Origin of the sequence: Nocardia sp. NPDC023733 (assembly GCF_040639775.1) — a bacterium.
GTDB classification, from domain to species: Bacteria; Actinomycetota; Actinomycetes; order Mycobacteriales; family Mycobacteriaceae; genus Nocardia; species Nocardia rosealba.
In genome coordinates this window covers 478,175-502,894 of record NZ_JBFAAN010000001.1, presented here as the reverse complement: position 1 = coordinate 502,894, position 24,720 = coordinate 478,175, and the positions used below count along the sequence as shown (strand labels likewise).

23 protein-coding genes are annotated in these 24,720 nt (G+C 69.1%); 13 read left to right on the top strand and 10 right to left on the bottom strand.

Features of this window, described 5'->3' with window-relative positions:
- Positions 1-231: 231 nt before the first annotated feature.
- Entirely contained in the window at positions 232-1,602 is a 1,371-nt protein-coding gene (locus tag AB0F86_RS02240; RefSeq protein WP_067492841.1) for an RNA polymerase sigma factor, read from the top strand.
- Positions 1,603-1,845: 243 nt separating this feature from the next.
- Positions 1,846-2,736 carry an MHYT domain-containing protein gene (locus tag AB0F86_RS02235; RefSeq protein WP_181696997.1) on the top strand — a complete coding sequence of 297 codons (891 nt, stop codon included), beginning with the start codon at positions 1,846-1,848 and terminating at the stop codon, positions 2,734-2,736.
- Here the strand turns inward: AB0F86_RS02235 and AB0F86_RS02230 are convergent, their stop codons facing one another.
- The 3 genes from AB0F86_RS02230 to AB0F86_RS02220 are packed head-to-tail and all read right to left on the bottom strand — an operon-like array spanning position 2,737 to position 4,808.
- On the bottom strand, positions 2,737-3,912 hold the full coding sequence (locus tag AB0F86_RS02230; RefSeq protein WP_356984032.1) for a cation:proton antiporter: 1,176 nt from the start codon (positions 3,910-3,912) through the stop codon (positions 2,737-2,739).
- 5 nt (positions 3,913-3,917) lie between these two features.
- On the bottom strand, positions 3,918-4,400 hold the full coding sequence (locus AB0F86_RS02225) for a TrkA C-terminal domain-containing protein (protein WP_067492837.1): 483 nt from the start codon (positions 4,398-4,400) through the stop codon (positions 3,918-3,920).
- 18 nt (positions 4,401-4,418) lie between these two features.
- A complete protein-coding gene (locus tag AB0F86_RS02220; protein WP_225280515.1) occupies positions 4,419-4,808 on the bottom strand; it encodes a DUF952 domain-containing protein in 390 nt (129 codons plus the stop codon).
- A 126-nt stretch (positions 4,809-4,934) separates the two neighbouring features.
- Here AB0F86_RS02220 and AB0F86_RS02215 point away from each other — a divergent pair, with 126 nt between their 5' ends.
- Together AB0F86_RS02215 and AB0F86_RS02210 are read left to right on the top strand one after the other, a co-directional pair.
- Positions 4,935-5,108, top strand: a complete 174-nt coding sequence (locus AB0F86_RS02215) for a hypothetical protein (RefSeq protein ID WP_157104669.1) — start codon at positions 4,935-4,937, stop codon at positions 5,106-5,108.
- Positions 5,109-5,213: 105 nt separating this feature from the next.
- Entirely contained in the window at positions 5,214-5,408 is a 195-nt protein-coding gene (locus AB0F86_RS02210; protein ID WP_029903635.1) for a hypothetical protein, read from the top strand.
- Positions 5,409-5,505: 97 nt separating this feature from the next.
- Here AB0F86_RS02210 and AB0F86_RS02205 read toward each other — a convergent pair whose 3' ends face one another.
- Positions 5,506-6,258: a TetR/AcrR family transcriptional regulator gene (locus AB0F86_RS02205; protein ID WP_181696994.1), complete on the bottom strand. Its 753-nt coding sequence runs from the start codon at positions 6,256-6,258 to the stop codon at positions 5,506-5,508.
- Positions 6,259-6,458: 200 nt separating this feature from the next.
- Here AB0F86_RS02205 and AB0F86_RS02200 point away from each other — a divergent pair, with 200 nt between their 5' ends.
- Both AB0F86_RS02200 and AB0F86_RS02195 read left to right on the top strand, forming a co-directional pair.
- The gene (locus AB0F86_RS02200) at positions 6,459-8,267 is read left to right on the top strand and encodes a DEAD/DEAH box helicase (RefSeq protein ID WP_356984031.1); all 1,809 of its coding nucleotides are present in this window, start codon (positions 6,459-6,461) and stop codon (positions 8,265-8,267) included.
- Complete coding sequence (locus tag AB0F86_RS02195; RefSeq protein WP_356984029.1) at positions 8,267-8,815, top strand: hypothetical protein; 549 nt, start codon at positions 8,267-8,269, stop codon at positions 8,813-8,815. The genes AB0F86_RS02200 and AB0F86_RS02195 overlap by 1 nt, the downstream gene beginning before the upstream one ends.
- A 361-nt stretch (positions 8,816-9,176) precedes the next feature.
- Here the strand turns inward: AB0F86_RS02195 and AB0F86_RS02190 are convergent, their stop codons facing one another.
- Entirely contained in the window at positions 9,177-9,914 is a 738-nt protein-coding gene (locus AB0F86_RS02190; protein WP_356984027.1) for an SDR family oxidoreductase, read from the bottom strand.
- A 149-nt stretch (positions 9,915-10,063) separates the two neighbouring features.
- Between AB0F86_RS02190 and AB0F86_RS02185 the strand changes: the two genes are divergently transcribed.
- Positions 10,064-10,669 carry a TetR/AcrR family transcriptional regulator gene (locus AB0F86_RS02185; RefSeq protein WP_181696991.1) on the top strand — a complete coding sequence of 202 codons (606 nt, stop codon included), beginning with the start codon at positions 10,064-10,066 and terminating at the stop codon, positions 10,667-10,669.
- 230 nt (positions 10,670-10,899) lie between these two features.
- Here the strand turns inward: AB0F86_RS02185 and AB0F86_RS02180 are convergent, their stop codons facing one another.
- The gene (locus tag AB0F86_RS02180; RefSeq protein ID WP_067493026.1) at positions 10,900-12,576 is read right to left on the bottom strand and encodes a DEAD/DEAH box helicase; all 1,677 of its coding nucleotides are present in this window, start codon (positions 12,574-12,576) and stop codon (positions 10,900-10,902) included.
- 251 nt (positions 12,577-12,827) lie between these two features.
- Here AB0F86_RS02180 and AB0F86_RS02175 point away from each other — a divergent pair, with 251 nt between their 5' ends.
- Complete coding sequence (locus tag AB0F86_RS02175; protein ID WP_356984025.1) at positions 12,828-13,967, top strand: YihY/virulence factor BrkB family protein; 1,140 nt, start codon at positions 12,828-12,830, stop codon at positions 13,965-13,967.
- Here the strand turns inward: AB0F86_RS02175 and AB0F86_RS02170 are convergent.
- On the bottom strand, positions 13,937-14,176 hold the full coding sequence (locus tag AB0F86_RS02170) for a DUF3039 domain-containing protein (RefSeq protein WP_067493022.1): 240 nt from the start codon (positions 14,174-14,176) through the stop codon (positions 13,937-13,939). The two genes, AB0F86_RS02175 and AB0F86_RS02170, sit on opposite strands and share 31 nt — an antisense overlap.
- An 84-nt stretch (positions 14,177-14,260) precedes the next feature.
- On the opposite strand from AB0F86_RS02170, the gene AB0F86_RS02165 reads away from it, so the two are divergent.
- Positions 14,261-14,671 carry a DUF3099 domain-containing protein gene (locus AB0F86_RS02165; protein WP_356984023.1) on the top strand — a complete coding sequence of 137 codons (411 nt, stop codon included), beginning with the start codon at positions 14,261-14,263 and terminating at the stop codon, positions 14,669-14,671.
- Here the strand turns inward: AB0F86_RS02165 and AB0F86_RS02160 are convergent.
- The gene (locus AB0F86_RS02160) at positions 14,651-16,009 is read right to left on the bottom strand and encodes an MFS transporter (RefSeq protein WP_356984022.1); all 1,359 of its coding nucleotides are present in this window, start codon (positions 16,007-16,009) and stop codon (positions 14,651-14,653) included. The two genes, AB0F86_RS02165 and AB0F86_RS02160, sit on opposite strands and share 21 nt — an antisense overlap.
- Before the next feature lie 246 nt (positions 16,010-16,255).
- Here AB0F86_RS02160 and AB0F86_RS02155 point away from each other — a divergent pair, with 246 nt between their 5' ends.
- The 3 genes from AB0F86_RS02155 to AB0F86_RS02145 all read left to right on the top strand — a co-directional run bounded on the left by AB0F86_RS02155 (position 16,256) and on the right by AB0F86_RS02145 (position 19,678).
- On the top strand, positions 16,256-16,981 hold the full coding sequence (locus tag AB0F86_RS02155) for a VOC family protein (RefSeq protein WP_356984020.1): 726 nt from the start codon (positions 16,256-16,258) through the stop codon (positions 16,979-16,981).
- A gap of 42 nt (positions 16,982-17,023) precedes the next feature.
- The gene (locus AB0F86_RS02150) at positions 17,024-18,541 is read left to right on the top strand and encodes a methyltransferase (RefSeq protein WP_356984019.1); all 1,518 of its coding nucleotides are present in this window, start codon (positions 17,024-17,026) and stop codon (positions 18,539-18,541) included.
- Positions 18,542-18,709: 168 nt separating this feature from the next.
- Positions 18,710-19,678 carry a sigma-70 family RNA polymerase sigma factor gene (locus tag AB0F86_RS02145; RefSeq protein ID WP_067492821.1) on the top strand — a complete coding sequence of 323 codons (969 nt, stop codon included), beginning with the start codon at positions 18,710-18,712 and terminating at the stop codon, positions 19,676-19,678.
- Positions 19,679-19,901: 223 nt separating this feature from the next.
- On the opposite strand, the gene AB0F86_RS02140 is transcribed toward AB0F86_RS02145, so the two are convergent.
- Positions 19,902-22,655: a GNAT family N-acetyltransferase gene (locus AB0F86_RS02140; RefSeq protein WP_356984387.1), complete on the bottom strand. Its 2,754-nt coding sequence runs from the start codon at positions 22,653-22,655 to the stop codon at positions 19,902-19,904.
- A 7-nt stretch (positions 22,656-22,662) separates the two neighbouring features.
- The gene (locus AB0F86_RS02135; protein WP_356984017.1) at positions 22,663-23,904 is read right to left on the bottom strand and encodes an acetoin utilization protein AcuC; all 1,242 of its coding nucleotides are present in this window, start codon (positions 23,902-23,904) and stop codon (positions 22,663-22,665) included.
- A gap of 129 nt (positions 23,905-24,033) precedes the next feature.
- Between AB0F86_RS02135 and AB0F86_RS02130 the strand changes: the two genes are divergently transcribed.
- Complete coding sequence (locus AB0F86_RS02130; protein ID WP_067636271.1) at positions 24,034-24,720, top strand: metal-dependent transcriptional regulator; 687 nt, start codon at positions 24,034-24,036, stop codon at positions 24,718-24,720.

The window sequence follows — 24,720 nt, the reverse complement described above, 5'->3', positions numbered from 1 at the left end:
CGCCGCAACGCCTGGAGGGCATCGTGGCACTGAGTACCCTGGTTGGATCGTTACAATGGAACACGTCCGGCGGTGAGCCGGTGAAACCTTCCGGCCTCAGCCGGTCGCGAGCGAGCCGGTGAACGAACCGGTGAGCACCCGACCGACGCACCGCCGGTGCAACCCGACCGACCGCTCCGCCGGAAACCACTCTGGCGTGACGCCGCACGAGACCGTCACGAAAGGGCGTACGTGGTAGCCACGAATACCCGTCAGACCGCCGACTCGGCCGACGCCGATGCCGACGACGCCGTAACTCCCGCCAAGAAGGCTCCGGCGAAGAAGGCCGCTGCCAAGAAGGCCCCGGCGAAGAAGGCCGCTGCCAAGAAGGCCCCGGCGAAGAAGGCTGCCGCCAAGAAGGCCCCGGCGAAGAAAACCGCGGCCAAGAAGGCGACCGCGGCCGAGGGGGGCGAGGAGCAACTCGACGACGAGTCGATCGAACTCGACGATCTCGGTGATCTCGAGGTCGCCGAGGACGAACTCACCGACGGTGATGTCATCGTCGAGGAGGTCGCCGACGACACCGCCGATGCCGCCGACACCACCGAGCCGACCGAGAAGGACAAGGCCTCCGGCGATTTCGTCTGGGACGAGGAGGAGTCCGAGGCGCTGCGTCAGGCGCGCAAGGATGCCGAACTCACCGCCTCCGCCGACTCGGTCCGCGCCTACCTCAAGCAGATCGGCAAGGTCGCGCTGCTCAACGCCGAGGAGGAGGTCGAGCTCGCCAAGCGGATCGAGGCCGGCCTGTTCGCGGCGGAGAAGATGCGTGAGTTCGCCGAGGCGGGCGAGAAGCTGTCGGTGACCACCCGCCGCGATTTCAACTGGATCGTGCGCGACGGCAACCGGGCCAAGAACCATCTGCTCGAGGCCAACCTGCGTCTGGTGGTGTCGCTGGCCAAGCGCTACACCGGCCGTGGCATGGCGTTCCTGGACCTGATCCAGGAGGGCAACCTGGGTCTGATCCGCGCGGTCGAGAAGTTCGACTACACCAAGGGTTACAAGTTCTCGACCTACGCCACGTGGTGGATCCGTCAGGCCATCACCCGCGCCATGGCCGACCAGGCACGCACCATCCGTATCCCGGTGCACATGGTGGAGGTCATCAACAAGCTCGGGCGCATCCAGCGCGAGCTGCTCCAGGATCTGGGCCGTGAGCCCACCCCGGAGGAGCTGGCCAAGGAAATGGACATCACGCCGGAGAAGGTCCTCGAGATCCAGCAGTACGCGCGTGAACCCATCTCGCTCGACCAGACCATCGGCGACGAAGGTGACAGCCAGCTCGGCGATTTCATCGAGGACTCCGAGGCGGTCGTCGCGGTCGACGCGGTGAGCTTCACCCTGCTGCAGGATCAGCTGCAGTCGGTGCTGGAGACGCTGTCCGAGCGTGAGGCGGGCGTGGTGCGGTTGCGCTTCGGCCTCACCGACGGTCAGCCGCGCACTCTCGACGAGATCGGTCAGGTCTACGGCGTCACGCGTGAGCGCATCCGGCAGATCGAGTCCAAGACGATGAGCAAGCTGCGTCACCCGAGCCGTTCGCAGGTGCTGCGCGACTACCTCGACTAGGCATTCGCGAGACGAGGCCCGGACCTTATGACAAGGGGTCCGGGCCTTTTCTTGTATCCCACGCCGAATTCCGAACGGTCTGTTTACCACAGAAAACTCGCGGTAATCGTTTCGTGATCAAACCCACACTCCTGGATTGCGCTGCGATGGCAACGAATTCGGGGTTTTCGCCGTATCGTCACGTCCAGCTTTTCGTTCTACCGCCGACCGGTCAGCGGTACCGGCATTGAGGGTTTGCGCGGCGTGCTCGACATCTATCACTTCAGCTACGGCTGGATCACCCCTGTCCTCGCCTATTTCATGTCCGTCACCGGATGCCTGCTCGGGCTGCAGTGCGCCGCGCGTGGACGCAACGCCACCGAGGGACGGGTCGGCTGGCTCGTCGGCGCCGCCATCGCGATCGGCGGAACCGGTATCTGGGTCATGCATTTCATCGCCATGCTCGGCTTCAGCATCCGGGGCGCGGAGATCCGTTTCGACGTCCCCCTCACTCTGCTCAGCGCGATCACGGCGATGGTCGTCGTCGGGATCGGGCTGTTCATGGTGAACAAACCGCAGCCGACCCTGCGCTCGCTCGTGGGCGGTGGCACCATCGCCGGACTCGGGGTGGGCACCATGCACTACGCGGGCATGTATGCGATGAAGTCGACGGCCGCGGTGTCCTACGACGCGATGATCGTCACGCTGTCGCTGGTGATCGCGGTGGTCGCCTCGATCGTCGCACTGTGGTTCACCTTGCGCGTCAAGGGATTTCTGGCCACCATCGGCGCCTCGCTGATCATGGGTGTGGCCGTCACCGGCATGCACTACACCGGCATGGCGGCCATGAAGGCCCACCCCGGCCACCATGGCGGCCCGCCTTCGGGGGCGGGGGCGATGGAACTGCTCGCGCCGCTGATCGGGGTGAGCAGCATCGTCACCATGCTGGTGCTGATCAGTGTGAGTCTCACCGAGATCGAGAACGAGGAGGCGCTGCCGCGCATGTGGCTTACCTCCCGGCACCAGCCGCGTAAGCGTGCCGTACCGCCGCCCGCGATGCCAACGCCGGTGCGCATGCAGGAGCCGATCGAATACCGCACGGAGGAACTGGCCTACGACGTGGCGGGCGCCTGGCCGCGCCGGGTCATCGACTAGTCAGGTCGCCGAAAGACGCCGGCGCCCACCGAGAGTGACGACGGGTTCGATTACGCGGGCGATGACCGGACCGAGCATCGCCATCAGCAGCACATAGGCCGACGCGAGAGCGACGAGGCGGTGGTCGGCGGTGCCGTAGCTCACCGCCAGACCGGCGATGACGATGGAGAATTCGCCGCGGGCGACCAGCGCCGCACCCGCTCGCGCCCGGCCCGCCCGCGCGATGCCCTGCCTGCTCGCCGCCCACCAGCCGACGACCATCTTGGTGCCCGTGGTGACCACCGCGAGCCCCGCCGCCCAGGCGAGCACCGGCGGAATGGCAGCCGGGTCGATGGACAGGCCGAAGGCCACGAAGAAGATGGCGGCGAACAGATCGCGCAACGGTTCTAGCAGCTTGGCCGCCTCCTGCGCGGTCGATCCCGAGATCGCGATGCCGAGCAGGAACGCGCCGACCGCCGCCGACACGTTCAGCGCCGAGGCGGCACCGGCGACCAGCAGCGCCGCGCCGATCAACTGCAGCAGGAACACCTCGCGATCGGTGCTGTCGAGCACCGCCGAGACCACCCGGCCGAACCGCAACGCCACCACGAGCACCACGGTGATCGTCGCCAGCGCGACGGCCAGCGACACCAGCCCGCTGAGCAGGCTCAGGCCCGCCAGCATCATGGTGAGGATGGGCAGATACACCGCCATCGCGAGGTCCTCGAACACGAGGATCGAGAGCACCACGGGGGTTTCGCGGTTACCGAGGCGGCCGAGGTCGTCGAGGAGTTTGGCCACGATCCCCGAGGACGAGATGTAGGTGACGCCGCCGAGCACCACGGCGCCGAGAATTCCCCAGCCCAGGATCAGGGCCACGGCGGCGCCGGGCAGCGCGTTGGCGAGCAGGTCGAGCACACCGGCGGTCCAGGAGCGGCGCAGCCCGGTCATCAGTTCGGGCGCGGTGTATTCGAGCCCGAGCAGCAACAGCAGCAGCACCACGCCGATCTCGCTGGCGACGTGACCGAATTCGATCGCGCCTTCCAACTCGACGAAACCGCCACGCCCGAACGCCAGCCCGCCCAGCAGGTACAGCGGGATCGGTGACATTCCGAACCGGCCCGCGATCCGGCCGCAGATCCCCAGCGCGAACAAGATCATGCCTAGTTCGAGCAGCGCCAGGGCCTGCGCGGTCACGGCCGTCAGCCGTGCGTGAGAATTTTCGCGGCTGCGTCCAGGCCTTCCGGCGTGCCGACGACCACGAGCTGGTCGCCCTCGGTGAAGGTGAAGTCCGGACCTGGTGAGGGGTGGAGCTGGCCGGCACGCATCACGGCCACGATCGAGGTCTTGGTGCGGGTCCGCATCCCGGTCTCGCCGAGTGTGCGTCCCGCGTACGGTGACTCGGCGAGCAGCACGAGCTGACGGGTGGTGATGCCGGGCAGGTCGCGGTGGTCGTCGTTGAGCTTGGCCACCAGTTGCGGTGCGCCGAGCAGATTGGCGAGCACCGAGGCCTCGTCCACCGACAGCGGCACCTGCGCGGCGATGGCGTCGGGGTCGTCGGGCTTGGACACGATCAGATCGATGTCACCGTCGCGATGGGCGACCACCCCGACGCGGCGCCCCGACCTGACCTCGAAATCCTTACGCACTCCGATCCCCGGTAGCGCTGTGACATCGACATTCACATATCCACGATAGACCCGTCAGAGCCCGGTTGTGTCCTGTGCCACTCCCGGTCGGCGTGGGGTATGGAACACGCCGTCCGGGCCCGGTCGATAGGGCGAGACGTCGAGCACCGCGGCGAGCGGCAGCGGCCCGTACAGGTGCGGGAACAGCATCGACTCCGGGTCGCCTGGCACGCCCGGCTCCCACTTCAGCGGCGACGCGAGCCGGGCGGGGTCCAGCCACAGCAGCACCAGATCCGTGCGACCGGCGAAGAGGCGATTCGCGGGCAGCCGCACCTGTTCAGGGGTGGACAGGTGCACGAAGCCGCTCTCGGCCAGCGACGGCGGGCGGCGTTGCCCGTCGTGCGCAAATTGTTGCCACTCTTGGGAAGAACACAGGTGAACAAGCGTGTGAGTGTCGGATATCACGGGTAATCTCCGGGTAGACAACAGGTTCGGACGGTGAAGACCCTGTCACACGGTGGGCGGTGGGGCCGCACGGTGGTGATCGAGCTCGTGGCGTAACGAGCAACACCACAGCGAGCGACACAGTCGATGAGTGTCAGGATCGAACAGGAGGTGGGAAACGGCGCCACGGGTGATCGGCGGGTGCTCGAGACCGACGACCAGCGCATGTTCGCTTTCAGCGAAACCGCAGGTCGTGTTATCGAAAACACAAAGATTCACTTCCGGGAACAAAGCCTGAACCCCGAACGTCTGACAGAGTAGTCGTACCACTGCTGGGAAGTAGCGGACGCGAGCCACGTGGAGTGACCACGGGGCCCACACCTAGGCGAACGGCCACGCAGCGCCGGGAGCCGGGACGGAGGAGTCATGCCAGGAACCCTGACCAGCACCCCACTGACCGCGGTCGATCGTTGCGATCGTTGCGGGGCGGCTGCCCGAGTGCGTGCCGTTCTTCCCGCGGGTGGCGAGTTGCTCTTCTGCCAGCACCACGCGAATGAACACATGGACCGTTTGCGCGAGCTCGAAGCCGTGATCGACACGGAATCGGCTCCAGCTCTCTGACCACTCCTCTCGCGTCCGAACACAACAACATCCGACAATAGAAAACCCCCGACAGCGGGCGACCGGATTCCGGCGCCCGCTGTTGTGGTGTCCGGGGTCAGGCGGTGTCGGCGAGGATGCCGTCGACCAGGGTCGCGACACCGTAGGCGTAGGCACCGTCCGGATCGGCGGGGGCCTGATAGTGCTCGCCCACCGTGGTGCCCACACGTGCGGCGAGGGGGAACTGGTCGGCGGGCATCACTTCGGCCAGCAGCGGACCGTGTACCCGCCACCAATCGGCATCACTGAGCTGGTCGGCCGCACCCGCCGCCGCGACGGCGAGGCGGGCATTGCCGGTGGCGAAATCGGTGAGCACCGCGATGGCGCGGTCCATCGCCAGATCCGACAGGCCCGCGCCGTCGATGGCGCGCAGCTGGTTCTCGTAGCGGCGCATCCTCGCCGGGCCGAGGACCTGGCGCCACGGCGACACCTCGAGCAGCCACGGGTGGGCGAGGAGCTCGGTGCGGACCCGGTCCGCGACGGCGATCATGCGCTCGCGCAGCGGCAGCTCGGCGGGGATCGGCTCGTCCTCGGCGGCCACGGCGTCGACCATCAGCACCAGCAACGCCTCCTTGCTCGGCACATAGGTGTAGAGGCTCATGGCACGCACGTCGAGGGCGGCGGCCACCGCGCGGATGGTCAGCTTGCCGATGCCGTCGCGATCGGCCAGGGCGATGCCCGCCGCCACGACCGCGTCGACCGTGAGGCCGGGTTTGGGGCCGCGCGCGCCGGGCTTGGCCGGCAGGGCATGACGCCACAGCAACTGCACGAGCTGGGCGGCCTGGTCGGTGGATCTGCCGTCGGTCGGCATGCGCGGAACCTTTTCCGGTCGGTCGGGAACAAATTCAGTACAGTGTACGTTATTAGCCTGTTCGCGCTGCCCGATCAGAGGAGAATGTTCTGCCCGCCATCCAGGCCACCTATCTTCCCGATCGTCACCTGTTCGCCCTGTGGACCTGGAGCGGACTCGGCGCCGGGCGCCCACCACGCGACGTCGGAGACCCCGAGACGTTGACGCTGGCGCTGCCGGTCGGTGAGCGCAGGGCGCTCGAGCCGGTCGAGGTACCCGCCGCCGTCGTGACCGGTTCGGAGTTGCTCGAGTTGCCCGTCGCCGAGCTCGGCCCCTCGGCCCAGGCCTGGCGCATGCTCCTCGAGGACGCCCGCACGGACGTCGACCGTCGGCATCGGGAGGCACCCACCGCCGATGAAGCTCGTGCGGACGCGGGCGACGGGCCAGCCTCGACCGGCCTCGGCGCGGGCGAGCGGCCCGCCGCGAATGCACGGGCGGCCGCGAATGCAGGGGCGGTCGCCAATGCGCTCGAGCTGCCGATCGCGGCGCATGCGGTGCCCAACGCCGTGGGGACGGCCGTCGTGTCGGCCGAGCGGGCGGTGCGGGTGGTGCGGGAGACCGAAGCCGCGGCGGCGGAGCTCGCCAGGGCGCTCGAGGCGACCCTTCGCCCCTATCAGGTGCGTGGGGTCGGGTGGTTGCGGGAGACCGTCGCCGCGTACGGCGGGGCGGTGCTCGCCGACGAGATGGGCCTCGGCAAGACCGTGCAGACGATCGGGTTCCTCCAGGGGCGGGCCGCTGGGCCGCAGCTGGTGGTGTGTCCGACCTCGCTGGTCGGGAACTGGGTGCACGAGATCGCCCGGTTCGCCCCCGGGCTGACGGTGGTGTCGTGGCGTGGCGGTGCGGTGCCCGCCGACGCGGGGACCGTCGTGGTCACCGGGTACCCGACGCTGCGTCTGCACGGGTCGGCGCTGACCGAGAAGCACTGGGCCACCGTCGTCTTCGATGAAGCGCAGGCGTTGAAGAATCCGCGCACCCAGGTGTCGCGGGCCGCGCGTGCGGTGCCCGCCGACGCCAGGGTCGCGCTCACCGGCACCCCGGTGGAGAACCATCTCGACGAACTGTTCGCCCTGCTCAACCTCACTACGCCCCGGTTGTTCGCGCACCGCACCCAGTTCCGGCGCCGGTTCGTGCGGCCGATCGAAGAGGGCTCGGCCGATGCGGCCGCGCGCTTGCGTGATGCGGTGGAACCGGTACTGCTGGGCCGCAAGAAGATCCAGGTGGCGGCGTCGTTGCCGGCCAAGATCCACAGCGACCTGCTGTGCGACCTGACCCCGGAGCAGGAGAAGGCCTACGACACCGTGCTCGCCGCAGCCCTGGACGAGGGTTTCGGGTCGGGTCTGCAACGACAAGGCCGGGTACTCGCGGCCCTCACGCACCTCAAGCAAGTGTGTAACCACCCCGGATTGGTCACCGGCGACCTGGGCGAATTGGCCGGGCGCTCGGGCAAACTCGAGCTGTGCACCGACATCGTGGCGACCAATCTCGACACCGGTGACCCCACGCTGATCTTCACCCAGTACCGGCAAACCGGTGAGCTGCTCGTGCGCCACCTCGCCGAACAGTTCGGGGTGCGGGCACCCTTCTTCCACGGCGGGCTCGACGCCGATCAGCGTGCGGCGATCGTTCACGAGTTCCAATCACCCGACGGCCCACCGGTTCTCATCCTGAGCCTGCGCGCCGCGGGCACCGGTCTCACCCTCACCCGCGCAGCCGACGTGATCCATTTCGACCGCTGGTGGAATCCGGCGGTGGAGGCCCAGGCCTCGGACCGGGCACACCGCATCGGGCAGACGCGCACGGTCACCGTCACCACGCTCACCAGCGCCACCACGGTGGAGGAACACATCGCGGGCATGCACACCCGCAAGTCGGCCCTCACCGACCTGTCCGATGCCGCGGGCATCGCCGAACTGGCCCGCCTCGACGACGACGCCCTGGTCGACATCCTGCGACGGAAGCGAGAGAACTGATGGCAGACAACGAGTTCGGGTACACGCCGTGGGGTAAGGACTGGGTGCGACTGGCCGAACCGCTGCGCCAGACCCGCCCCGAACCGCTGCTGCCGCGCGCCCGCAGCGTCGCCCGCAACAACGGGGTACGCACCGAGATCGAGGGCCGCACGGTGCGCGCGCACCTGCACCGGGGCGGGCAGGCCTCGATCGCGCACGTGGAGGTGGCGCCGCTCTCCCGCGCGGCGGTGACCGCGATCGAGCAGGTGATTCCCGACGCGACCGTCGTCACCGACGACATGCACCGAGCCCTGCTCGACGCGGGCCACTCCCCCGCCCCGACCCTGGTGAGCACGGACTGCTCCTGCTCCGCCCGCACACCCCGCTGCCTCCACGTGCTCGCGGTGCTCTACACGATCGCCCGTCAGGTGGACGAAAACCCCCGCCTCGCACTGGAATTGCAGGGCTACTTCGACACCGCCCACGACCCCGAAACGCCCGTCGCCGAGTCACCCTGGACCCCGATCCACACTCTCGACCCGGCCCACTTTTTCTCCGTCACCGGCTGAACCCACTCCAGTCGGCTCCGCATCGGCCGTGCCGCGTGACATCAGCCGTGCCGCGTGACATCAGCCGTGCCGCGTGACATCAGCCGTGCCGCGTGGCATCGGCCGTGCCGCGCCTGCAAAACCGCCGGGCGCGAGTTCGGTGCGCGCATGTGCGCGTGGCATCAGCCGTGCCGCATCACACCAGCCGTGCCGCATCACACCAGCCGTGCCGCGTGGCCGGGGCCGTGGCCCGTGGCGTTTGTGGTGCGGGTTGTTGAGAGCCAGTGCAGCGTAGGGGCGTCGGCGGTGCCGTGCGGGGTCAGGCAGCGTGGTGTGTCCCACATGGGCGCCCGATGGTCGGCGGCATTCCGAGCCGGCCGGGTCAGGCGTTGGTTCCGCCGTCGACGGTGATGATCGCGCCGGTGATCGTGCGGGCCGACGGGCCTGCGAGGAAGGCGACCAGGTCGGCGATGTCGTCGGGGGTGCCGAAACGGCCGAGCGCGTTGAACTCTCGCTGAGTGGGTGCGTGCTCACCCGCCGCCGGGTTCATGTCCGTGTCGGTGGGGCCGGGTTGCACGAGGTTGACCGTGATGCCGCGAGGGCCGAGTTCCCTGGCCAGCGCCTTGGTGTAGCCGTTGAGGGCCGACTTGCTCAGGTTGTAGAGGGCCAGGCCGCCGAACAGGGCGCGGTCGGTGAGGTTCGATCCGATGGAGATGATGCGCCCACCGTCGCCGAGGTGGGCCAGCGCGGCCTGACCCGCGACGAACGGTGCCCTGGCGTGGATGTCGAGCGCCCGATCGATCTCGGCGAGGGTGAACTCCTCGTAGGGCTTGGCCGGGAAGATGCCCGCGTTGTTCACCAGCACGTGGAGGCCACCCAGTTCGCGAGCGGTCCGGTCGACGGCCGCGACCACGGCGGCGGCATCGGCGCTGTCGGCCTGGATCGGCAGCGCGCGCCTGCCGAGCGCCTCGATGTCGGTGGCGACGGACTTCGCGGCGACCTCGTCGCGCTGGTAGGTGAACGCCACATCGGCGCCGGTGGATGCCAGTTTCCGGGCGATGGCGGCGCCGATTCCCCGGCTGGCGCCGGTCACCAGGGCGACGGTGGTGCTGTGCGACATGAAGGCTGCTCCAATTCTGTAGTGGTCGATACATAAAGAGGGAAGCGCATCCGACCGGCTCACGTCAAGGCTTTTCTTATCGACCGATACAGAAATAATCGCCGGTGACGGTCGCGGTATATTTACCGATCGGCACAGAAAGGTCTCCCATGGCAGAACGTGGTCGCCCCCGCGCCTTCGACCGGGATGTCGCCCTGCGCCGGGCCATGGAGGTGTTCTGGGAACGCGGCTACGAGGGCGCGTCGATGAGCGACCTCACCACCGCCATGAGCATCAACTCCCCCAGCCTGTACGCGGCCTTCGGCGACAAGGAATCCCTGTTCCGGGAAGCCGTGGCACTCTACGGCCGCGCCGAAGGATCGCGCACCGCTCGGGCGCTGAGCGAGCAACCGACCGCCTATGCCGCGATCGCGGCCATGCTGCACGACAACATCGCCATGTACACCGACCCCGGCCTGCCCCAGGGCTGCATGGTGGTCCTCGCGGGCGCCACCTACACCACCCGCAACGCCTCGGTGCGCGAGTTCCTCACCGAGGCACGCCGCCGCACCACAGCCGACATACAGGCCCGGCTGGAGCGCGGCGTCGTCGAGGGCGACCTGAAACCCGGCACCGACACCGCCGCGCTCGCAGCCTTGTTCAGCACGGTCCTCTACGGACTGTCCGTCCAGGCACGCGACGGCGTGGGCCACACCGAACTCACCGCCGCCGCCGACTCCGCGCTGGAAATCCTCGCCGCCGCCCGAACCGCTTGATCAACCGGATCCAGCGCACGCACCTGCCGGCATCGGCCACACCGCGCGGCTACTCGCACGCCTGCCGACGTGCCCAGACCGCGCGTACCCACCTCGCCGACAGCTGTGTTCGCGCACGTATCGACGAACCGTGTATGCCTCACGCGCGCCTCACTTGCCCGCGCAGATCGCTACTGCCGATCCACAGACACTCCGGCCGCCGCGACAGCTACCCGCTCATGTCCGAACGACTATCGCCGGCGCAGCGCCGCAATTCGTTCGGTGAGTTGATCGGCGGTCGCCAAAGCAGTTGGCGGACCACCGCATTCGCGGCGGAGTTCGCCGTGGATGACGCCGTGTGGTTTCCCGGTGCGGTGGTGGTGCATGGCGACGAGGCTGTTGAGTTCGCGGCGCAGCTCGCCCAGCTTGTCCGAGGTCGCGACCCGTTCGGCCACGGCGGCGGGCTGGGGCGCGGCGACGGCGGCGCTGCGCTCCGACAGCTGACGCGACTGACGGTCGCGCAGCAGCGCCCGCATCTGATCGGCGTCGAGCAGACCGGGGATGCCCAGGTAGTCGGCTTCCTCGTCGCTGCCCGCGAACGTGGCGGTGCCGAAGGAGGATCCGTCGTAGATCACCTGGTCGAGCTCGGCGTCGGCGGCCAGGGCGACGAAGGACTTCTCCTCCTCGCCCGGCTCGTCCTTGGTCTTGTTCGCCTCCGTGAGCAGTTCGTCGTCGAGAGCGTTCTTCTCGCGGTGCGGCTTGCCGATCACGTGGTCGCGTTGCAACTCGAGCTGCGCGGCCAGATCCAGCAGCACCGGCACCGACGGCAGGAACACGCTCGCGGTCTCCCCCGGCTTGCGGGCACGCACGAAACGCCCGATGGCCTGGGCGAAGTACAGCGGCGTCGACGCACTGGTCGCGTACACGCCGACCGCGAGACGCGGCACGTCGACACCTTCGGACACCATGCGCACCGCGACCATCCACGGCTGGGTGCTGCTCGCGAACTCGCCGATGCGCTGCGAGGACTGCGGGTCGTCGGAGAGCACCAGCGCGGGCCGCTCCCCCGAGATGTGTTCCAGCAGTTCGGCGTAGTCGCGGGCGCGTTCCTGATCGGTGGCGATGACCAGGCCACCGGCGTCCGGGATACCGGAGGACCGCAACTGCCGCAGCCGGGTGTCGGCCGCGCGCAGCACCGCCGAGATCCAGTCGCCCGCGGGGTCGAGCGCGGTGCGCCAGGCGCGGGCGGTCTGTTCGGCGCTGAGGGGTTCGCCGAGGCGTGCGGTGTGTTCCTCGCCCGCGCTGTCGCGCCAGTGCGCGTCACCGGAGTAGGCCAGGAACACCACGGGACGGACGACGCCGTCGGCGAGGGCGTCGGCGTACCCGTAGGAGTGGTCGGCGCGGGAACGCGGGAAACCGGACTCGTCGGGTTCGTAGGTGACGAACGGGATCTTGGAATCGTCGCTGCGGAACGGCGTACCGGTCAGGGCCAGGCGGCGGGTCGCATCGCCGAAGGCCTCCTCGGTGGCCTCACCCCAGGACTTCGCGTCGCCCGCGTGGTGGATCTCGTCGAGAATCACCAGGGTGCGGCGGTTCTCGGTGCGCACCCGGTGCCGGGTGGGGTGTGCGGCGACCTGGGCGTAGGTGACGACCACACCGTGGTAGTCACCGGAGGTGCCGCCGGTGGAATTGGAGAAGCGGGAGTCGAGCTGGATCCCCGAGCGCGCCGCGGAGGCGGCCCATTGGTGCTTGAGGTGCTCTGTGGGCGCGACGACGGTGATCTGATCCACCGTCCGATCCGCCAGCAACTCGGCGGCAACCCGCAGCGCGAAGGTGGTCTTACCGGCGCCGGGCGTGGCGACCGCGAGGAAGTCGCGTGGCTTGGTGGCCAGGTATTTCGTCAGGGCGCGGCGCTGCCAGGCGCGCAGGGAACCGCCCGACGCACCACCTGCCGCCGAATCGACCGGTGTACCCGCTTCTCTCGCCGCAGCGACGCCACCCGACCCAGTCACGCAGACGACCCTAGCCGCCCGATACGGCGTGTCGCCAACACCGACGCGGCGCGCGCGACGGGCGTCACATCCCGGCCGAGGTCACCGGCCATTTACCTGTTACCCACCGACACGATGCTCGTCCCGCACCCCACGGTCGCCATCGGTGCGAGATGCTGGACAACGACATGAGCAACAACGAGGCCCACGCGACCGATGCCGCGTATCCGCCGCCCACCCCGGGGCCGGGCGGAGCCGTGGCCGTGCCCGTCCCCACCGGGCAACATCCGCGCGAACGCGCACGGTGGCTGTCGTGGTTGCGGACGGCGTGGCAGCTCATCGTGCGGGTCTCGCACAAGTGCTGGGACAACTCGATTTTCGCCAAGTCGGCGGCGGCGGCGTTCTGGCAGACACTGTCGCTGGCACCGCTGCTGCTCGGCCTGCTCGGCAGCCTCGGCTACGTGGGTGGGCTGTTCGGGCCCGACACCGTGCAGATCGTGGAAGCCAAGATCATCGCCTTCAGCCGGGACTTCTTCAGCCCGTCGGTGGTGTCGGATCTGATCGAACCCACCGTCGACGATGTGCTCGGCCGTGGTCGTGGCGCGGTGGTGTCGTTCGGTTTCGTGCTCTCGCTGTGGGCCGGGTCCTCGGCCATGGCGACATTCGTCGACGCGATCGTCGAGGCGCACGGTCAGCAGGACGCCCGCCACCCGGTGTGGCAGCGGATCTTCGCGTTGCTGCTGTATGTGCAGTTCCTGGTCGCGGCGGTGTTGTTGCTGCCGATGATCGCGCTCGGTCCCACCCGGATCGGGCGGGTACTGCCCGATGCTTGGCGCGAACCGGGGCTGCGGGTGATCGACACGTTCTACTACCCGATCGTCGGGTTGCTGCTCATCGTCGGACTCACCACGCTCTACAAGCTCGCGCTGCACAAATCGCTGCCGTGGCACCGGTTGTTCGCCGGGGCACTGGTCGCGGGGGTGTTCTTCATGGCCGCCAGCGACCTGCTGCGCCGCTACCTGTCCTGGATCACCGAGACCGGGGTGAGTTACGGCGCGCTCGCCACCCCGATCGCGTTCCTGCTGTTCACCTATTTCCTCGGCTTCGCGGTGATCCTCGGTGCGGAGTTCAACGCGGCGGTGCAGGAGTTCTGGCCCGCGCGCGCCACCCGCATCGAGCAGGTGAAGGAATGGATCACCAGTCAGGTGCTGGGTGACGACGAAACCGACAGCGAACACGACGAAAGCGCCGACGCCTCGACGGAGGCGCCGGCGTCATCGCCGACGGCGGAACCGGCTCAGTCGCCGCCCTTGCGCAAGCGCTCGTAGACCTTCTTGCAGTCCGGGCAGACCGGTGAGCCGGGCTTGGGCGAACGGGTCACCGGGAACACCTCACCGCACAGCGCGACGACCATGGTGCCCATCACGGCACTCTCGGCGATCCGGTCCTTCTTCACGTAGTGGAAGAACTTGGGGACGTCGTCACCGGTCGTCTCGTCGGTCGTGGTTTCCGGGCGTACCAGAGTGTCCGTACTCATGCCTTCCATGATGCCGCATCCGGGCGGTGGCTCGCTGACCAGCCGCGTGTGCGCCCGGCGACGGCAAGTGGAAGACTCGGGAGCATGCAGTCCAACGGCGAGTCCCCCGGCGCCGGCGATCCGACCCCGGAACCCGAAGTGCACCTGCCGGGCAAAGGTGCCTCGCGGGGGTTCTTCCGCGACTCCGGTGAGCACCCGGTGCTCATCACCGAGGCCGCGACCTCGCTCGACGAGCAGCACCGCGCCCGGGTACGCCGCTACATGATCATCATGGGTTTCCGGATCCCGTGCCTGATCCTCGCGGCCATCGCCTACAGCGTGTTCGAGAACCCGCTCATCTCCATCCTCATCATCGCCGCGTCGGTACCGCTGCCGTGGATCGCGGTGCTGGTCGCCAACGACCGGCCGCCACGCACCAAGGACGAACCGAGCCGCTGGGACGGGCGCCGCGAGGAGATCGCCCTCGAGGCGCGCTCACGCAAAGCCCTCGAGTGAGCGCCGCGGCCGCCTGATCAGGATCGACATCAGCGCCGCCGCACCGCACAACCCGCCGGCCAGGTACCAGGCCAGGTCGTAGGAACCGTTGAGGTCGCGGATGAAGCCCGCCCCGGTGGCCGCGATCGCCGCACCGACCTGGTGGGCGGCGAACACCCAGCCGAACGCGATCGGACCGTCGGCACCGAACAGTTCCCGGCACAGCAGCACCGTCGGCGGGACCGTCGCGATCCAGTCCAGGCCGTAGAAGATGATGAACACCCACATGCTCGGCTGGGTGTGTGGGCCGAGCAGCGACGGCAGGATCAGCAGCGACAGCCCGCGCAGCGAGTAGTAGCCGAGCAGCAGATAGCGCGGGTCCACCCGGTCCGACAGCCACCCCGAGGCGATGGTGCCCACCACATCGAAGATCCCGACCAGGGCCAGCAGTCCGGCGGCCGTGGTCGGTGGCATGCCGTGGTCGTGCGCAGCGGTGACGAAATGGGTACCGACCAGTCCGTTCGTCGACGCGCCGCACACCGCGAAACCGCCTGCGAGCAACCAGAATCCGGGCCTGCGGGCGGCGGCGGCGAGTACCCGCAGCGCCCGGCCCGCTCCCCCGGCGACCGGCCGCCGCACACCGACGTCCGAACAAGGTTCGGCACCGTAGGCGCGCACGCCCGCGTCGCTCGGATAGTCGCGCACGAACAACCACACCAGCGGCGCCACCGCCAAGGCCACGGCCGCAACGATCACCGAGGGCAGGCGCCAGCCGTGGTCGTGGGCGAGCATCGAGACCAGCGGCAGGAACACCAGTTGCCCCGTCGCGCCCGCCGCCGTCAGGATGCCCGTCACCAAGCCCCGGCTGCGGACGAACCAGCGACCGGTGATGGTGGCGACGAACGGCATGGACATCGAACCGACGCCGATACCGACCAGCAGACCCCAGGTCATCAGGAGCTGCCAGGCCTGGGTCATGAACACCGTCAGCCCGGCACCCGCGGCGATCAGCACCAGCGCCGCGCACACCACCCGGCGGATACCGAACCGGTCCATCAGCGCCGCGGCGAACGGCGAGATCAGGCCGTAGAGCAGCATGTTCAGGGAGACGGCGGCCGAGATCGTCGCGTGTGACCACCCGAACTCGTCGTGCAACGGTTCGATCAGAACGCTGGGGACCGAACGGAAGGCCGCCGCGCCGAGGAGCGCGACGAAGCCGACGCCCGCGACGATCCAGGCGGGGTGCAGGGTTCGGCGGGGCTCGTCGACGAGCCGGTCGGCTACCGCTGGTTCGGGTTCGCTCGGGACTTCACCGGCGGGCGGAGTGAGTGGGCGCAGGTCGGTCACCCTGGTGATCATGATGGATGTTGCCGTTTCGAACGAGTGGCCGGAGTGACACGTTTCGTCGATATCCGGCCAACTCGATCGGTCGGGCGAGTCGCGGCGACCGAAGCCCGCACCGGACGCAGCCTTTCGGTCGACAGCGCGGCTTGTGCGGCATACCGTGCGAAAGGAGCCGCCGCTGCCCGTGCCGCGCGGGTTCGCGACGGTCGGGCCTTGCTTTCGTGGTGATGTCTCGAACCTCCGATCTACCAGGGAGACACTATGATTCGCTGGACCTGGGCGTTCATCGACCGGCCCGCAGCCAGTTTCGACGAGTGCGTACGGTTCTGGGCTGCGGCGACCGGGTCGACGGTGTCGCCGCCACGTGGGGCGCACGGTGAGTTCGTCACGTTGCTGCCGTCGACCGGACCCGCGTGGCTGAAAATGCAGCGGGTGGGCGGCCCAGGCGGGATCCACCTCGACCTGGATGTCGATGACATCCCCGCCGCGGTAGCCGAGGCGACGGCACTCGGGGCCCAGGTGGTCCTGGTCGATCCCGACTACACAGTGATGGAATCACCTGCGGGACAGACCTTCTGCTTCACTGCCGCGGGCCCGTCCGCCGCTACCGGTGCGATGACACGGGTCACGACGCCCGATGGAAACGTCGCGGCACTTGATCAGATCTGCCTCGACCTCGCACCGACCGACCTCGACTCCGACACCTCGTTCTGGCAGTCGCTCACCGGGTGGTCCCCCGAATCGACCCGGCGCCCCGAGTTCACGCGCCTGCGCGATCCCGGACAACCACTGCAGTTCCTGCTGCAACGCCTCGACGAGCCTCGGCACCCCGGCGCCCACATCGATTTCGCGGCCACCGACATGTCCGCCGTCGCCACCTGGCACGAATCCCTCGGCGCCACCCGTCTCGTGGACGAGGAATTCTGGATCGTCCTCGCCGACCCCAGTGGCACCCCCTACTGCGTGACCTCCCGTAAGCCTGCCTGAGCTGGCCGAGGCGCGGTTCACCGAGGCTGGCAGAGTGGTCGGGTGCCTACGAACCACACCACCACCGGTTCCCTGCTCACCGCACTGTGCCCGGATCTGCGCGCGGCACTGACCAGGGTCGACTACACCGCCGACGGGCTGGTCGACGCGCTCGGCCCGGATGTGCATGCGGCACTGGGTCGTTCGGAGCCGGTGCCGGTGCGCCGTGCCGCGCGCGACGCCGGTGAACTCGGCACACTGATCCGGTTGCTGCTGCTCGGCGACGTACTGCCCGAACCCGACGTGGCCGCGGCGCTGGCACCGGTCCGTGTCGACGACGCCGTGGCCGCCGGGCTGCTCACCAGAGACGGCGACGAGGTGAGCGCCGCACTCGATCTGCGCCCGCTCGACGCCGGACACGGGAACCGCTGGATCCTGTCCGATCTCGACGACTCGATGCGCAGGCGAACCCTCACCGAGGAGCACGTCCTCGGCGTCGGCCACGCCTCGCTTTCGCTGCTGCGGGCCACCCCGACCGAACCGGTGGGCACCGTACTCGACCTGGGCACCGGCTGCGGCGTACAGGCCGTGCACGCGGCCGCCTACGCGGACAAGATCACCGCCACCGACGTGAACCCGCGCGCGCTCTGGCTGGCACAGGCCACCGCCGCGCTCAACGAACTCGAGATCGAGCTGCTCGAAGGGTCGTGGTTCGAGCCGGTGGCGGGCAGGCGGTTCGATCAGATCGTCGCCAATCCGCCCTTCGTCGTGGGACCCGCACGCATCGAACACACCTACCGCGACTCCGGGCTCGCGCTCGACGGAGCGAGCGAGCTGGTGATCGGGCAGGCCGCCGGACTGCTCGCACCCGGCGGTACCGCGGCCATGCTCGCCGCCTGGGTACATGTCGAGGGACAGGACTGGCGGCAGCGGGTGTCGTCGTGGTTGCCGGAACACGGCGTCGACGCCTGGGTGGTGCAGCGCGATGTCGCCGATCCCGGGCTGTACGTGGGCACCTGGTTGCGCGACGTGGGTCTGGACCCGCGGGATCCGGAGGCGCAGGAACGCGCGGCACGCTGGCTCGATGCCTTCGAGGCCGCCGACGTGACGGGCATCGGCTTCGGCTTCGTCTACCTGCGGGCCATCGACGGGCCGACCGAACTGCTGGCCGAGGACCTCACACACGGCTTCGACGACCCGCTCGGGGCCGAAGTGGGCGACTATTTCGCCCGTTCGGCCTGGTTGCGAGCAGTGGCCGCCGACGAAAACCTCGCGTGGCGTTCACGTTTCGCGCCGAGCCCGGCCACTGCCCTGGAACGGGTGTACCTGCCGGGTGAGGACGGCTGGGCCGAGCAGGTGGCGCGGTTGCACCGCGGCGACGGTCCGCGCTGGCAGCACGAGGTCGACGAGACGACCGTCGCGCTCGTCGCGGGAATGCGGGCCGACGGTCTGCCGTTGTACGAACTGATCGAACTGCTCGCGCTCGCCGACGGAGCCGAGCAGGTGACCCCCGAGTTCGCGGCCCAGGCTCTCGGCGTGGTCGCCGGTCTCGTCCGCCACGGATTGATACGGCCGGTGTAGACCGGGCTGGACGGGGCACGCGTTCCACGACGGCGTCCTTCTCAGGAACTTCTCAGCCGTGCACCGATAAATCCGCAGCTCAGAGCGGTTTATTACGCACGGGATCGGGAACTTTCTCTAAGTCGGGTCCGTTGATCGGAGTGAGACACCACCGACAGGAGGCAAGTCATGACAAGCCCCGCCACTACTCGAGTGCGCCCCAGCGAGTCCGATATCGACGCCCAGAGCCCCGCCGCCGACCTGGTACGCGTGTACCTGAACGGGATCGGCCGCACGGCACTGCTCACGGCGGCCGACGAGGTCGAGCTGGCCAAGCGTATCGAGGCGGGCCTGTATGCCCAGCACCTGCTCGAGACCGGCAAACGGTTGTCGGCGGCCCGCAAGCGTGATCTGGCCGTTCTGGTCCGCGAGGGGCAAGCCGCCCGCTCGCACCTGCTCGAGGCCAACCTGCGTCTGGTCGTTTCGCTGGCCAAGCGCTACACCGGCCGCGGCATGCCGTTGCTCGATCTCATCCAGGAGGGCAACCTCGGCCTCATCCGCGCGATGGAGAAGTTCGACTACGCCAAGGGCTTCAAGTTCTCCACCTACGCCACCTGGTGGATCCGGCAGGCCATCACCAGGGGTATGGCCGATCAGAGCCGCACCATCCGGCTGCCCGTGCACCTGGTCGAACAGGTGAACAAGCTCGCCAGGATCAAGCGCGAACTGCATCAGCAGCTCGGTCGCGAGGCCACCGATGCCGAACTGGCGAACGAGTCGGGCATCCCGGTGGAGAAGATCGCCGACCTGCTCGACCACAGCCGCGACCCGGTGAGCCTCGACATGCCCGTCGGTAACGATGAGGAAGCCCCACTCGGCGACTTCATCGAGGACTCCGAGGCCACCTCGGCCGAGAGCGCCGTGATCGCGGGCCTGCTCCACCACGACGTCCGCAGCGTCCTGGCCACCCTCGACGAACGCGAACAGCAGGTCATCCGCCTGCGCTTCGGGCTCGACGACGGGCAGCCCCGCACCCTCGACCAGATCGGCAAGCTGTTCGGCCTGTCGCGCGAGCGGGTGCGCCAGATCGAGCGCGAGGTCATGTCGAAGCTGCGCAAGGGTGAGCGCGCCGACCGTCTGCGTGCCTACGCGAGCTGATCCCACTGTCAGCGCCGTGCTGATCCGCCGCCATCGTGTCGACGGTGACTTGCCGGCGCTGACCAAGACCTGACGGCCCTCAGGGGTCGTCTTCCGAAACGCCGACCGGTGTCCGTGACTCCATCCCCCTCCGGGGTCGCGAACCGGTCGGCGTTGTCCGTCCACCACCGCGCCTGTGGCATGTACCGCCGCCGCGTGGGCGCCGACGCGGCCGTGTGGTCGTTCATGCCAGGCGTCGGGGGCCGGTGTCGAAGCGGGTGGGTTGGGGACCGATGCGGGCGCGGGCGTAGATGATCTCGGCCGAGCCGGGGGAAGCCAGGACGGGGTCGCAGGACAGTTCGCGCATCTGGGGGATGTCGTCGAAGAGGGCCGAAATGCGTTGGGCCAGTTCGATGAGCGCCGCCTTGTCGACACCCGGGCCCGTTGGACCGGGCGAGAGCAGCGGTGCGGCGCGAGGTGCGTCGATCAGGGCGGCGGCCTCGTCGGCGGTCAGCGGTAGCGCGCGGTAGGCACGGTCGCCGAGCAGGTCCATGATCATGCCGGACAGGCCGAACTCGATGACCGAACCGAACGACGGGTCGTCGGTGACGCTCAGCACGCACCCGACGCCCTTGGTCGCCATCTTCTGCACGTGCAGCAGGGGATCGCCACATATCGCAACAAGATCGGAGTACGCCTGACGGACCGCGTCGGGCCCCCACAGATCCAACCGGACCCCGATCAGATCCGGTCTGCGCCGCCACAGCTCACCGGTGGCCTTCGCGGCGACCGGGTAGCCCAGTTCCTCGGCTGCGGCCACCGCCTGCTCCGCGTCACGCACCGCCCGGAAGTCGACGATGTCGATGCCGTAGCACTCGAGCAGCCGCACCGCCTCGTCATCGGTGAGCCACCGCCCCGACGACCCGGCCGACCACTGCTCCACCATCGCCGTCGCCGCGGCGGTGTCGATCCCGGGAGGACGAACGACCGGCGAGACGGGCCGATCCCGCCAGCGCGCGTAGCGATCGACCCTGGCGAGCGCACGGGCGGCACGTTCCGGATCGGGATACGACGGGATGGACCCGCGCCCAGGCGCGCCACCGGTCGACCGCACAGCGAGCAGATCAGGAATTCCGGATTCCGCCACAAAGGTGGTGAGCACCGGTTTGTCCCGGTCGGGTGCGGCGGCCGCAGCCGCACGCAACGCATCCGCGAACCCACCCATATGCACCGGCACCGGCGGCGCGACAACCACGATCACCGCATCGACTTCCGCACTGCGCAGAGCCGCGAGCACAGCCTCCCGGAAATCGGCAGGGGTCGCTTCCGGTCCGAGATCCACCGGCCCGTCAGCCGACACACCCCCGACGTCGCTTTCCGGACCGCCCGGTCCGCGTTCGGTGGGCCGGGCTCCGGGGCCACGGTCGACGGCTGTGGGCGGGCGGTGGATATGTAGGCCTTCGCTGGTGGCCGCATCGATGGCCAGCCAGTTCAGGGCAGCGCTGTTGCCGACCACCGCTACCCGTGGTCCGCGCGGCAACGGCTGACACGCCAGCAGGGCGGCGCAGTCGAACAATTCGGAGATGGAGTCCACCTGGATGATCCCGGCCTGGGCGAACAGGTCACGCACCACTGTGCGATCCATATCGGCGCCGGCGGCCAGCCTGCCACTGCTCACGGCCACGATCGGTTTGCCGCGCGCCACCCGCCGCGCGAGCCGGGAGAACTTGCGCGGATTACCGAAACTCTCCAGGTAGAGCAGGATCACCTCGGTGTCGGCGGCGGTGTCCCAGTACTGCAGCAGGTCGTTGCCCGACACATCGGCCCGGTTGCCCGCCGACACGAATGTCGACACCCCGAGATTGCGGGTGGCGGCCTCGGCGAGAATCGCGGCGCCGAGCGGTCCGGACTGGCAGAAGAACCCGATCCGCCCACGCTGCGGCAGTACCGGGGCGAGGGTGGCATTGAGCCCCACGGCAGGGTCGGTGTTGGCGATGCCGAGCGCGCTCGGTCCGACCACCCGCATCCCGTGCCCCCGGGCGGCGGCGACCAGGTCCTGTTCGGCGGCCAACCCGGCGGGCCCGGTCTCCCCGAAACCGGCGGTGAGCACGATCAAGCCTTTGACGCCCTTGGCCATGCAGTCGTCGAGCACCGATCCGATCGCGGCGGGCGGCACCGCGACGACGGCGAGGTCGACCTCGTCGGGAATCTCGCGAACGGTGGCGTAAGCGCGCACCCCGCGCACCGACCGGCGATGCGGATTCACCGGGAACACCGGGCCGGCGAATCCCCCGGCGAGCAGGTTGGCCAGCACGGCGCCACCGACCCGCGTGCTCTCCGGCGATGCGCCGATCACCGCCACCGAACCGGGTGCCAGCAGATTGCCCACGCTGCGCGCCTCCGACGCCGCCTCCCTGGCGTCCCGAACGGTGCGCAGGGCCTCGGTGGGGTCGATCGCGAACTCCAGGTGCACCTCGGAACCGTCGCGGCTGCGCTGCAACTGGTAGCCGGCGTCACGGAACACCGTGATCATGGCCTCGTTCTCGGCCAGCACCTCCGCGGTGAACGTTTCCACCTCGTTCTCGGCGGCGGCACCAGCGAGATGCTCGAGCAGGATCGACCCGAGTCCGCGCCCCTGGTGTTCGTCGGCGACGACGAACGCCACCTCGGCCGCGCGCGGCCCCGGCCGGTCGAGCAGTTCGTAGCGGGCCACCGCGATGATCGCGGTACCGAGCACCGCGACCAACCCCACCCGGTCGTGATAGTCGACATGGGTGGTGCGGTACATGTCCTTGGGCGAGATTCTCGGGTAGGGACCGAAATAGCGCAGGTAGCGCGTGCGATCCGAGAGCCGGGCGTGGAAATCCGCCAGCGCGTCGGCATCGGCGGGCACGATCGGACGGATCCGCACCACCCCGCCGTCGGCCGCCAGCACATCACCGAACAGCTGCGGCGGCGGCTCGGGCGGGTTCGCGGGCGTATCGGGAGTGTCGGGCAGCAGTGGTTCAGTCACGGGGATCCTCCGGGTCGAGACCGAGCAGCGAGAAACTGGCCCGTCGGGTGGCCGAGATGGCGGTGTCGACCGCGCGCTGGGCTCGGACCTCGTCGGCGTCACCGAGCTCGGGGGTGCCGCCCGGCCCGTCCCACGGGCGGTAGGTCGCGTCGCCACCGTCGCTCATCGTCGTCGGCGGGGTGATCCGCGGCGCCGACGCGCGTACCTGCTCGCGCCAGCTCTCGGGAATCGGGGTGTCCGGCGCCAACGGACGATCCAGCGCGGCCGCGAGCAGGTGGGTCCACGCCCGTGGCACCACTCGCACCACCCCGTAACCGCCGCCACCGAGCGCGAGCCATCTGCCCTCGGCGTGGCGGTCGGCCAGCTCGCGCATGGCGAGGAAGGCCGCGCGCTGACCGTCGACGGTCAGTTCCAGATCGGCGAGCGGGTCCTCGCGGTGGGTGTCCACCCCGCACTGGCTGACGATGATCTGCGGCCGGAACGCGGCGATCGCACCGGGCACCACCGCGTGAAAACCGCGCAGCCACTGCGCGTCCCGGGTGCCGGGCAGCAACGGCAGGTTGATCGAGGTGCCCTCGGCGCTGCCGAGCCCGGTCTCCTCCGGCCACCCGGTATTGGGCCACAACGTGGCCGGATGCTGGTGCAGCGACACCGTGAGCACCCGTGGATCGGCATAGAAGGCGCGCTGCACACCGTCGCCGTGATGGACATCGACATCCACATACGCGATCCGGTCGAATCCGTTGTCCAGCAACCAGGAGATCGCGATCGCGGCGTCGTTGTAGACGCAGAACCCCGCCGCCGAATCCGGCATGGCGTGGTGCATGCCGCCACCGATGCTCACCGCGCGCCGGGTACGCCCGGCCGCGATCTCCCGCGCCGCGGCCAGCGTGCCGCCGACGATCACCGACGCCGCCTCGTGCATGTGCGGGAAGACCGGATTGTCGGCGGTGCCCAGGCCGTAGAGCGTGTCCTCCGGGGTGGCAGGTCCCGCTCCGGCTCGGCGAACCGCCTGGATATAGGCGCTGCTGTGCACCCGCATCAACTCACCCTGGGTAGCCTCGGCTGGGGCGAGCGGTTCGATACCGTCGAGCAGACCGAGACTTTCGGCCAGCGACATGGTGAACCGCAGGCGCGCCGGTTTCATCGGATGTTCGGGGCTCCAGGTGTAGCCGAGGAATCGCTCGGTCCATACGAGAGTTCCCGGTGCTCGGCTCGGTGGCACAGTGACCATGCTCGCCACGCTAGCCGGAAGCAGCGGGCCCCGTGAGACGTTGACATGCAGTAGAAATAGGGCCGCCGGTCCAGCGCACGGACCGGCGTTCGCCCGTGGGTAGAATCGTGCCGACGAAGGGGTTATCAGGTGAAAGATCTGGTCGACACCACGGAGATGTACCTCCGTACCATCTACGACCTCGAGGAAGAGGGCGTGGTGCCCTTGCGGGCACGAATCGCCGAGCGGCTCGAGCAGAGTGGTCCGACGGTGAGCCAGACTGTCGCGCGGATGGAACGCGACGGCCTGCTGCTCGTCGCGGGTGACCGCCATCTCGAGCTGACCGACAAGGGCCGCTCGATGGCGGTCGCGGTGATGCGCAAGCACCGGCTCGCCGAGCGGTTGCTGGTCGACATCATCGGGCTGGACTGGCAGAACGTGCATGCCGAGGCGTGTCGCTGGGAGCACGTGATGAGCGAAGAGGTGGAGCGGCGCCTGATCGAGGTGCTCAACCACCCGACCACCTCGCCCTACGGCAACCCCATCCCCGGCCTCGACGAACTCGGCCTCGCCGACCCGCCGCCGGTGGAGGAGAAGCTGATCCGCCTCTCGGACCTGCCCAACGGCGCGCTGCACGCGGTGGTCGTGCGCAGGCTGGCCGAGCACATCCAGACCGACCCCGAGGTCATCGGCCGGTTGCGGGAGGCCGGTGTCGTTCCCGACGCACGCGTCACCGTGGAGACCAAGCCGGGTGCGGTGCTGATCACGGTGCCGGGGCACCACGGTTTCGAATTGTCCGAGGAGATGGCGCACGCCGTCCAGGTGAGGCTGGTCTGA

Excerpts from the sequence above, each read along its gene's own strand:
- AB0F86_RS02190 (WP_356984027.1), bottom strand. The coding sequence starts at position 9,914 with ATGTCGCACAGCACCACCGTCGCCCTGGTGACCGGCGCCAGCCGGGGA.
- AB0F86_RS02165 (WP_356984023.1), top strand. The coding sequence starts at position 14,261 with ATGCAGTCCAACGGCGAGTCCCCCGGCGCCGGCGATCCGACCCCGGAA.
- AB0F86_RS02185 (WP_181696991.1), top strand. The coding sequence starts at position 10,064 with ATGGCAGAACGTGGTCGCCCCCGCGCCTTCGACCGGGATGTCGCCCTG.
- AB0F86_RS02195 (WP_356984029.1), top strand. The coding sequence starts at position 8,267 with ATGGCAGACAACGAGTTCGGGTACACGCCGTGGGGTAAGGACTGGGTG.
- AB0F86_RS02160 (WP_356984022.1), bottom strand. The coding sequence starts at position 16,009 with ATGATCACCAGGGTGACCGACCTGCGCCCACTCACTCCGCCCGCCGGT.
- AB0F86_RS02175 (WP_356984025.1), top strand. The coding sequence starts at position 12,828 with ATGAGCAACAACGAGGCCCACGCGACCGATGCCGCGTATCCGCCGCCC.
- AB0F86_RS02215 (WP_157104669.1), top strand. The coding sequence starts at position 4,935 with ATGAGTGTCAGGATCGAACAGGAGGTGGGAAACGGCGCCACGGGTGAT.
- AB0F86_RS02155 (WP_356984020.1), top strand. The coding sequence starts at position 16,256 with ATGATTCGCTGGACCTGGGCGTTCATCGACCGGCCCGCAGCCAGTTTC.
- AB0F86_RS02135 (WP_356984017.1), bottom strand. The coding sequence starts at position 23,904 with ATGGTCACTGTGCCACCGAGCCGAGCACCGGGAACTCTCGTATGGACC.
- AB0F86_RS02170 (WP_067493022.1), bottom strand. The coding sequence starts at position 14,176 with ATGAGTACGGACACTCTGGTACGCCCGGAAACCACGACCGACGAGACG.
- AB0F86_RS02205 (WP_181696994.1), bottom strand. The coding sequence starts at position 6,258 with ATGCCGACCGACGGCAGATCCACCGACCAGGCCGCCCAGCTCGTGCAG.
- AB0F86_RS02145 (WP_067492821.1), top strand. The coding sequence starts at position 18,710 with ATGACAAGCCCCGCCACTACTCGAGTGCGCCCCAGCGAGTCCGATATC.
- AB0F86_RS02210 (WP_029903635.1), top strand. The coding sequence starts at position 5,214 with ATGCCAGGAACCCTGACCAGCACCCCACTGACCGCGGTCGATCGTTGC.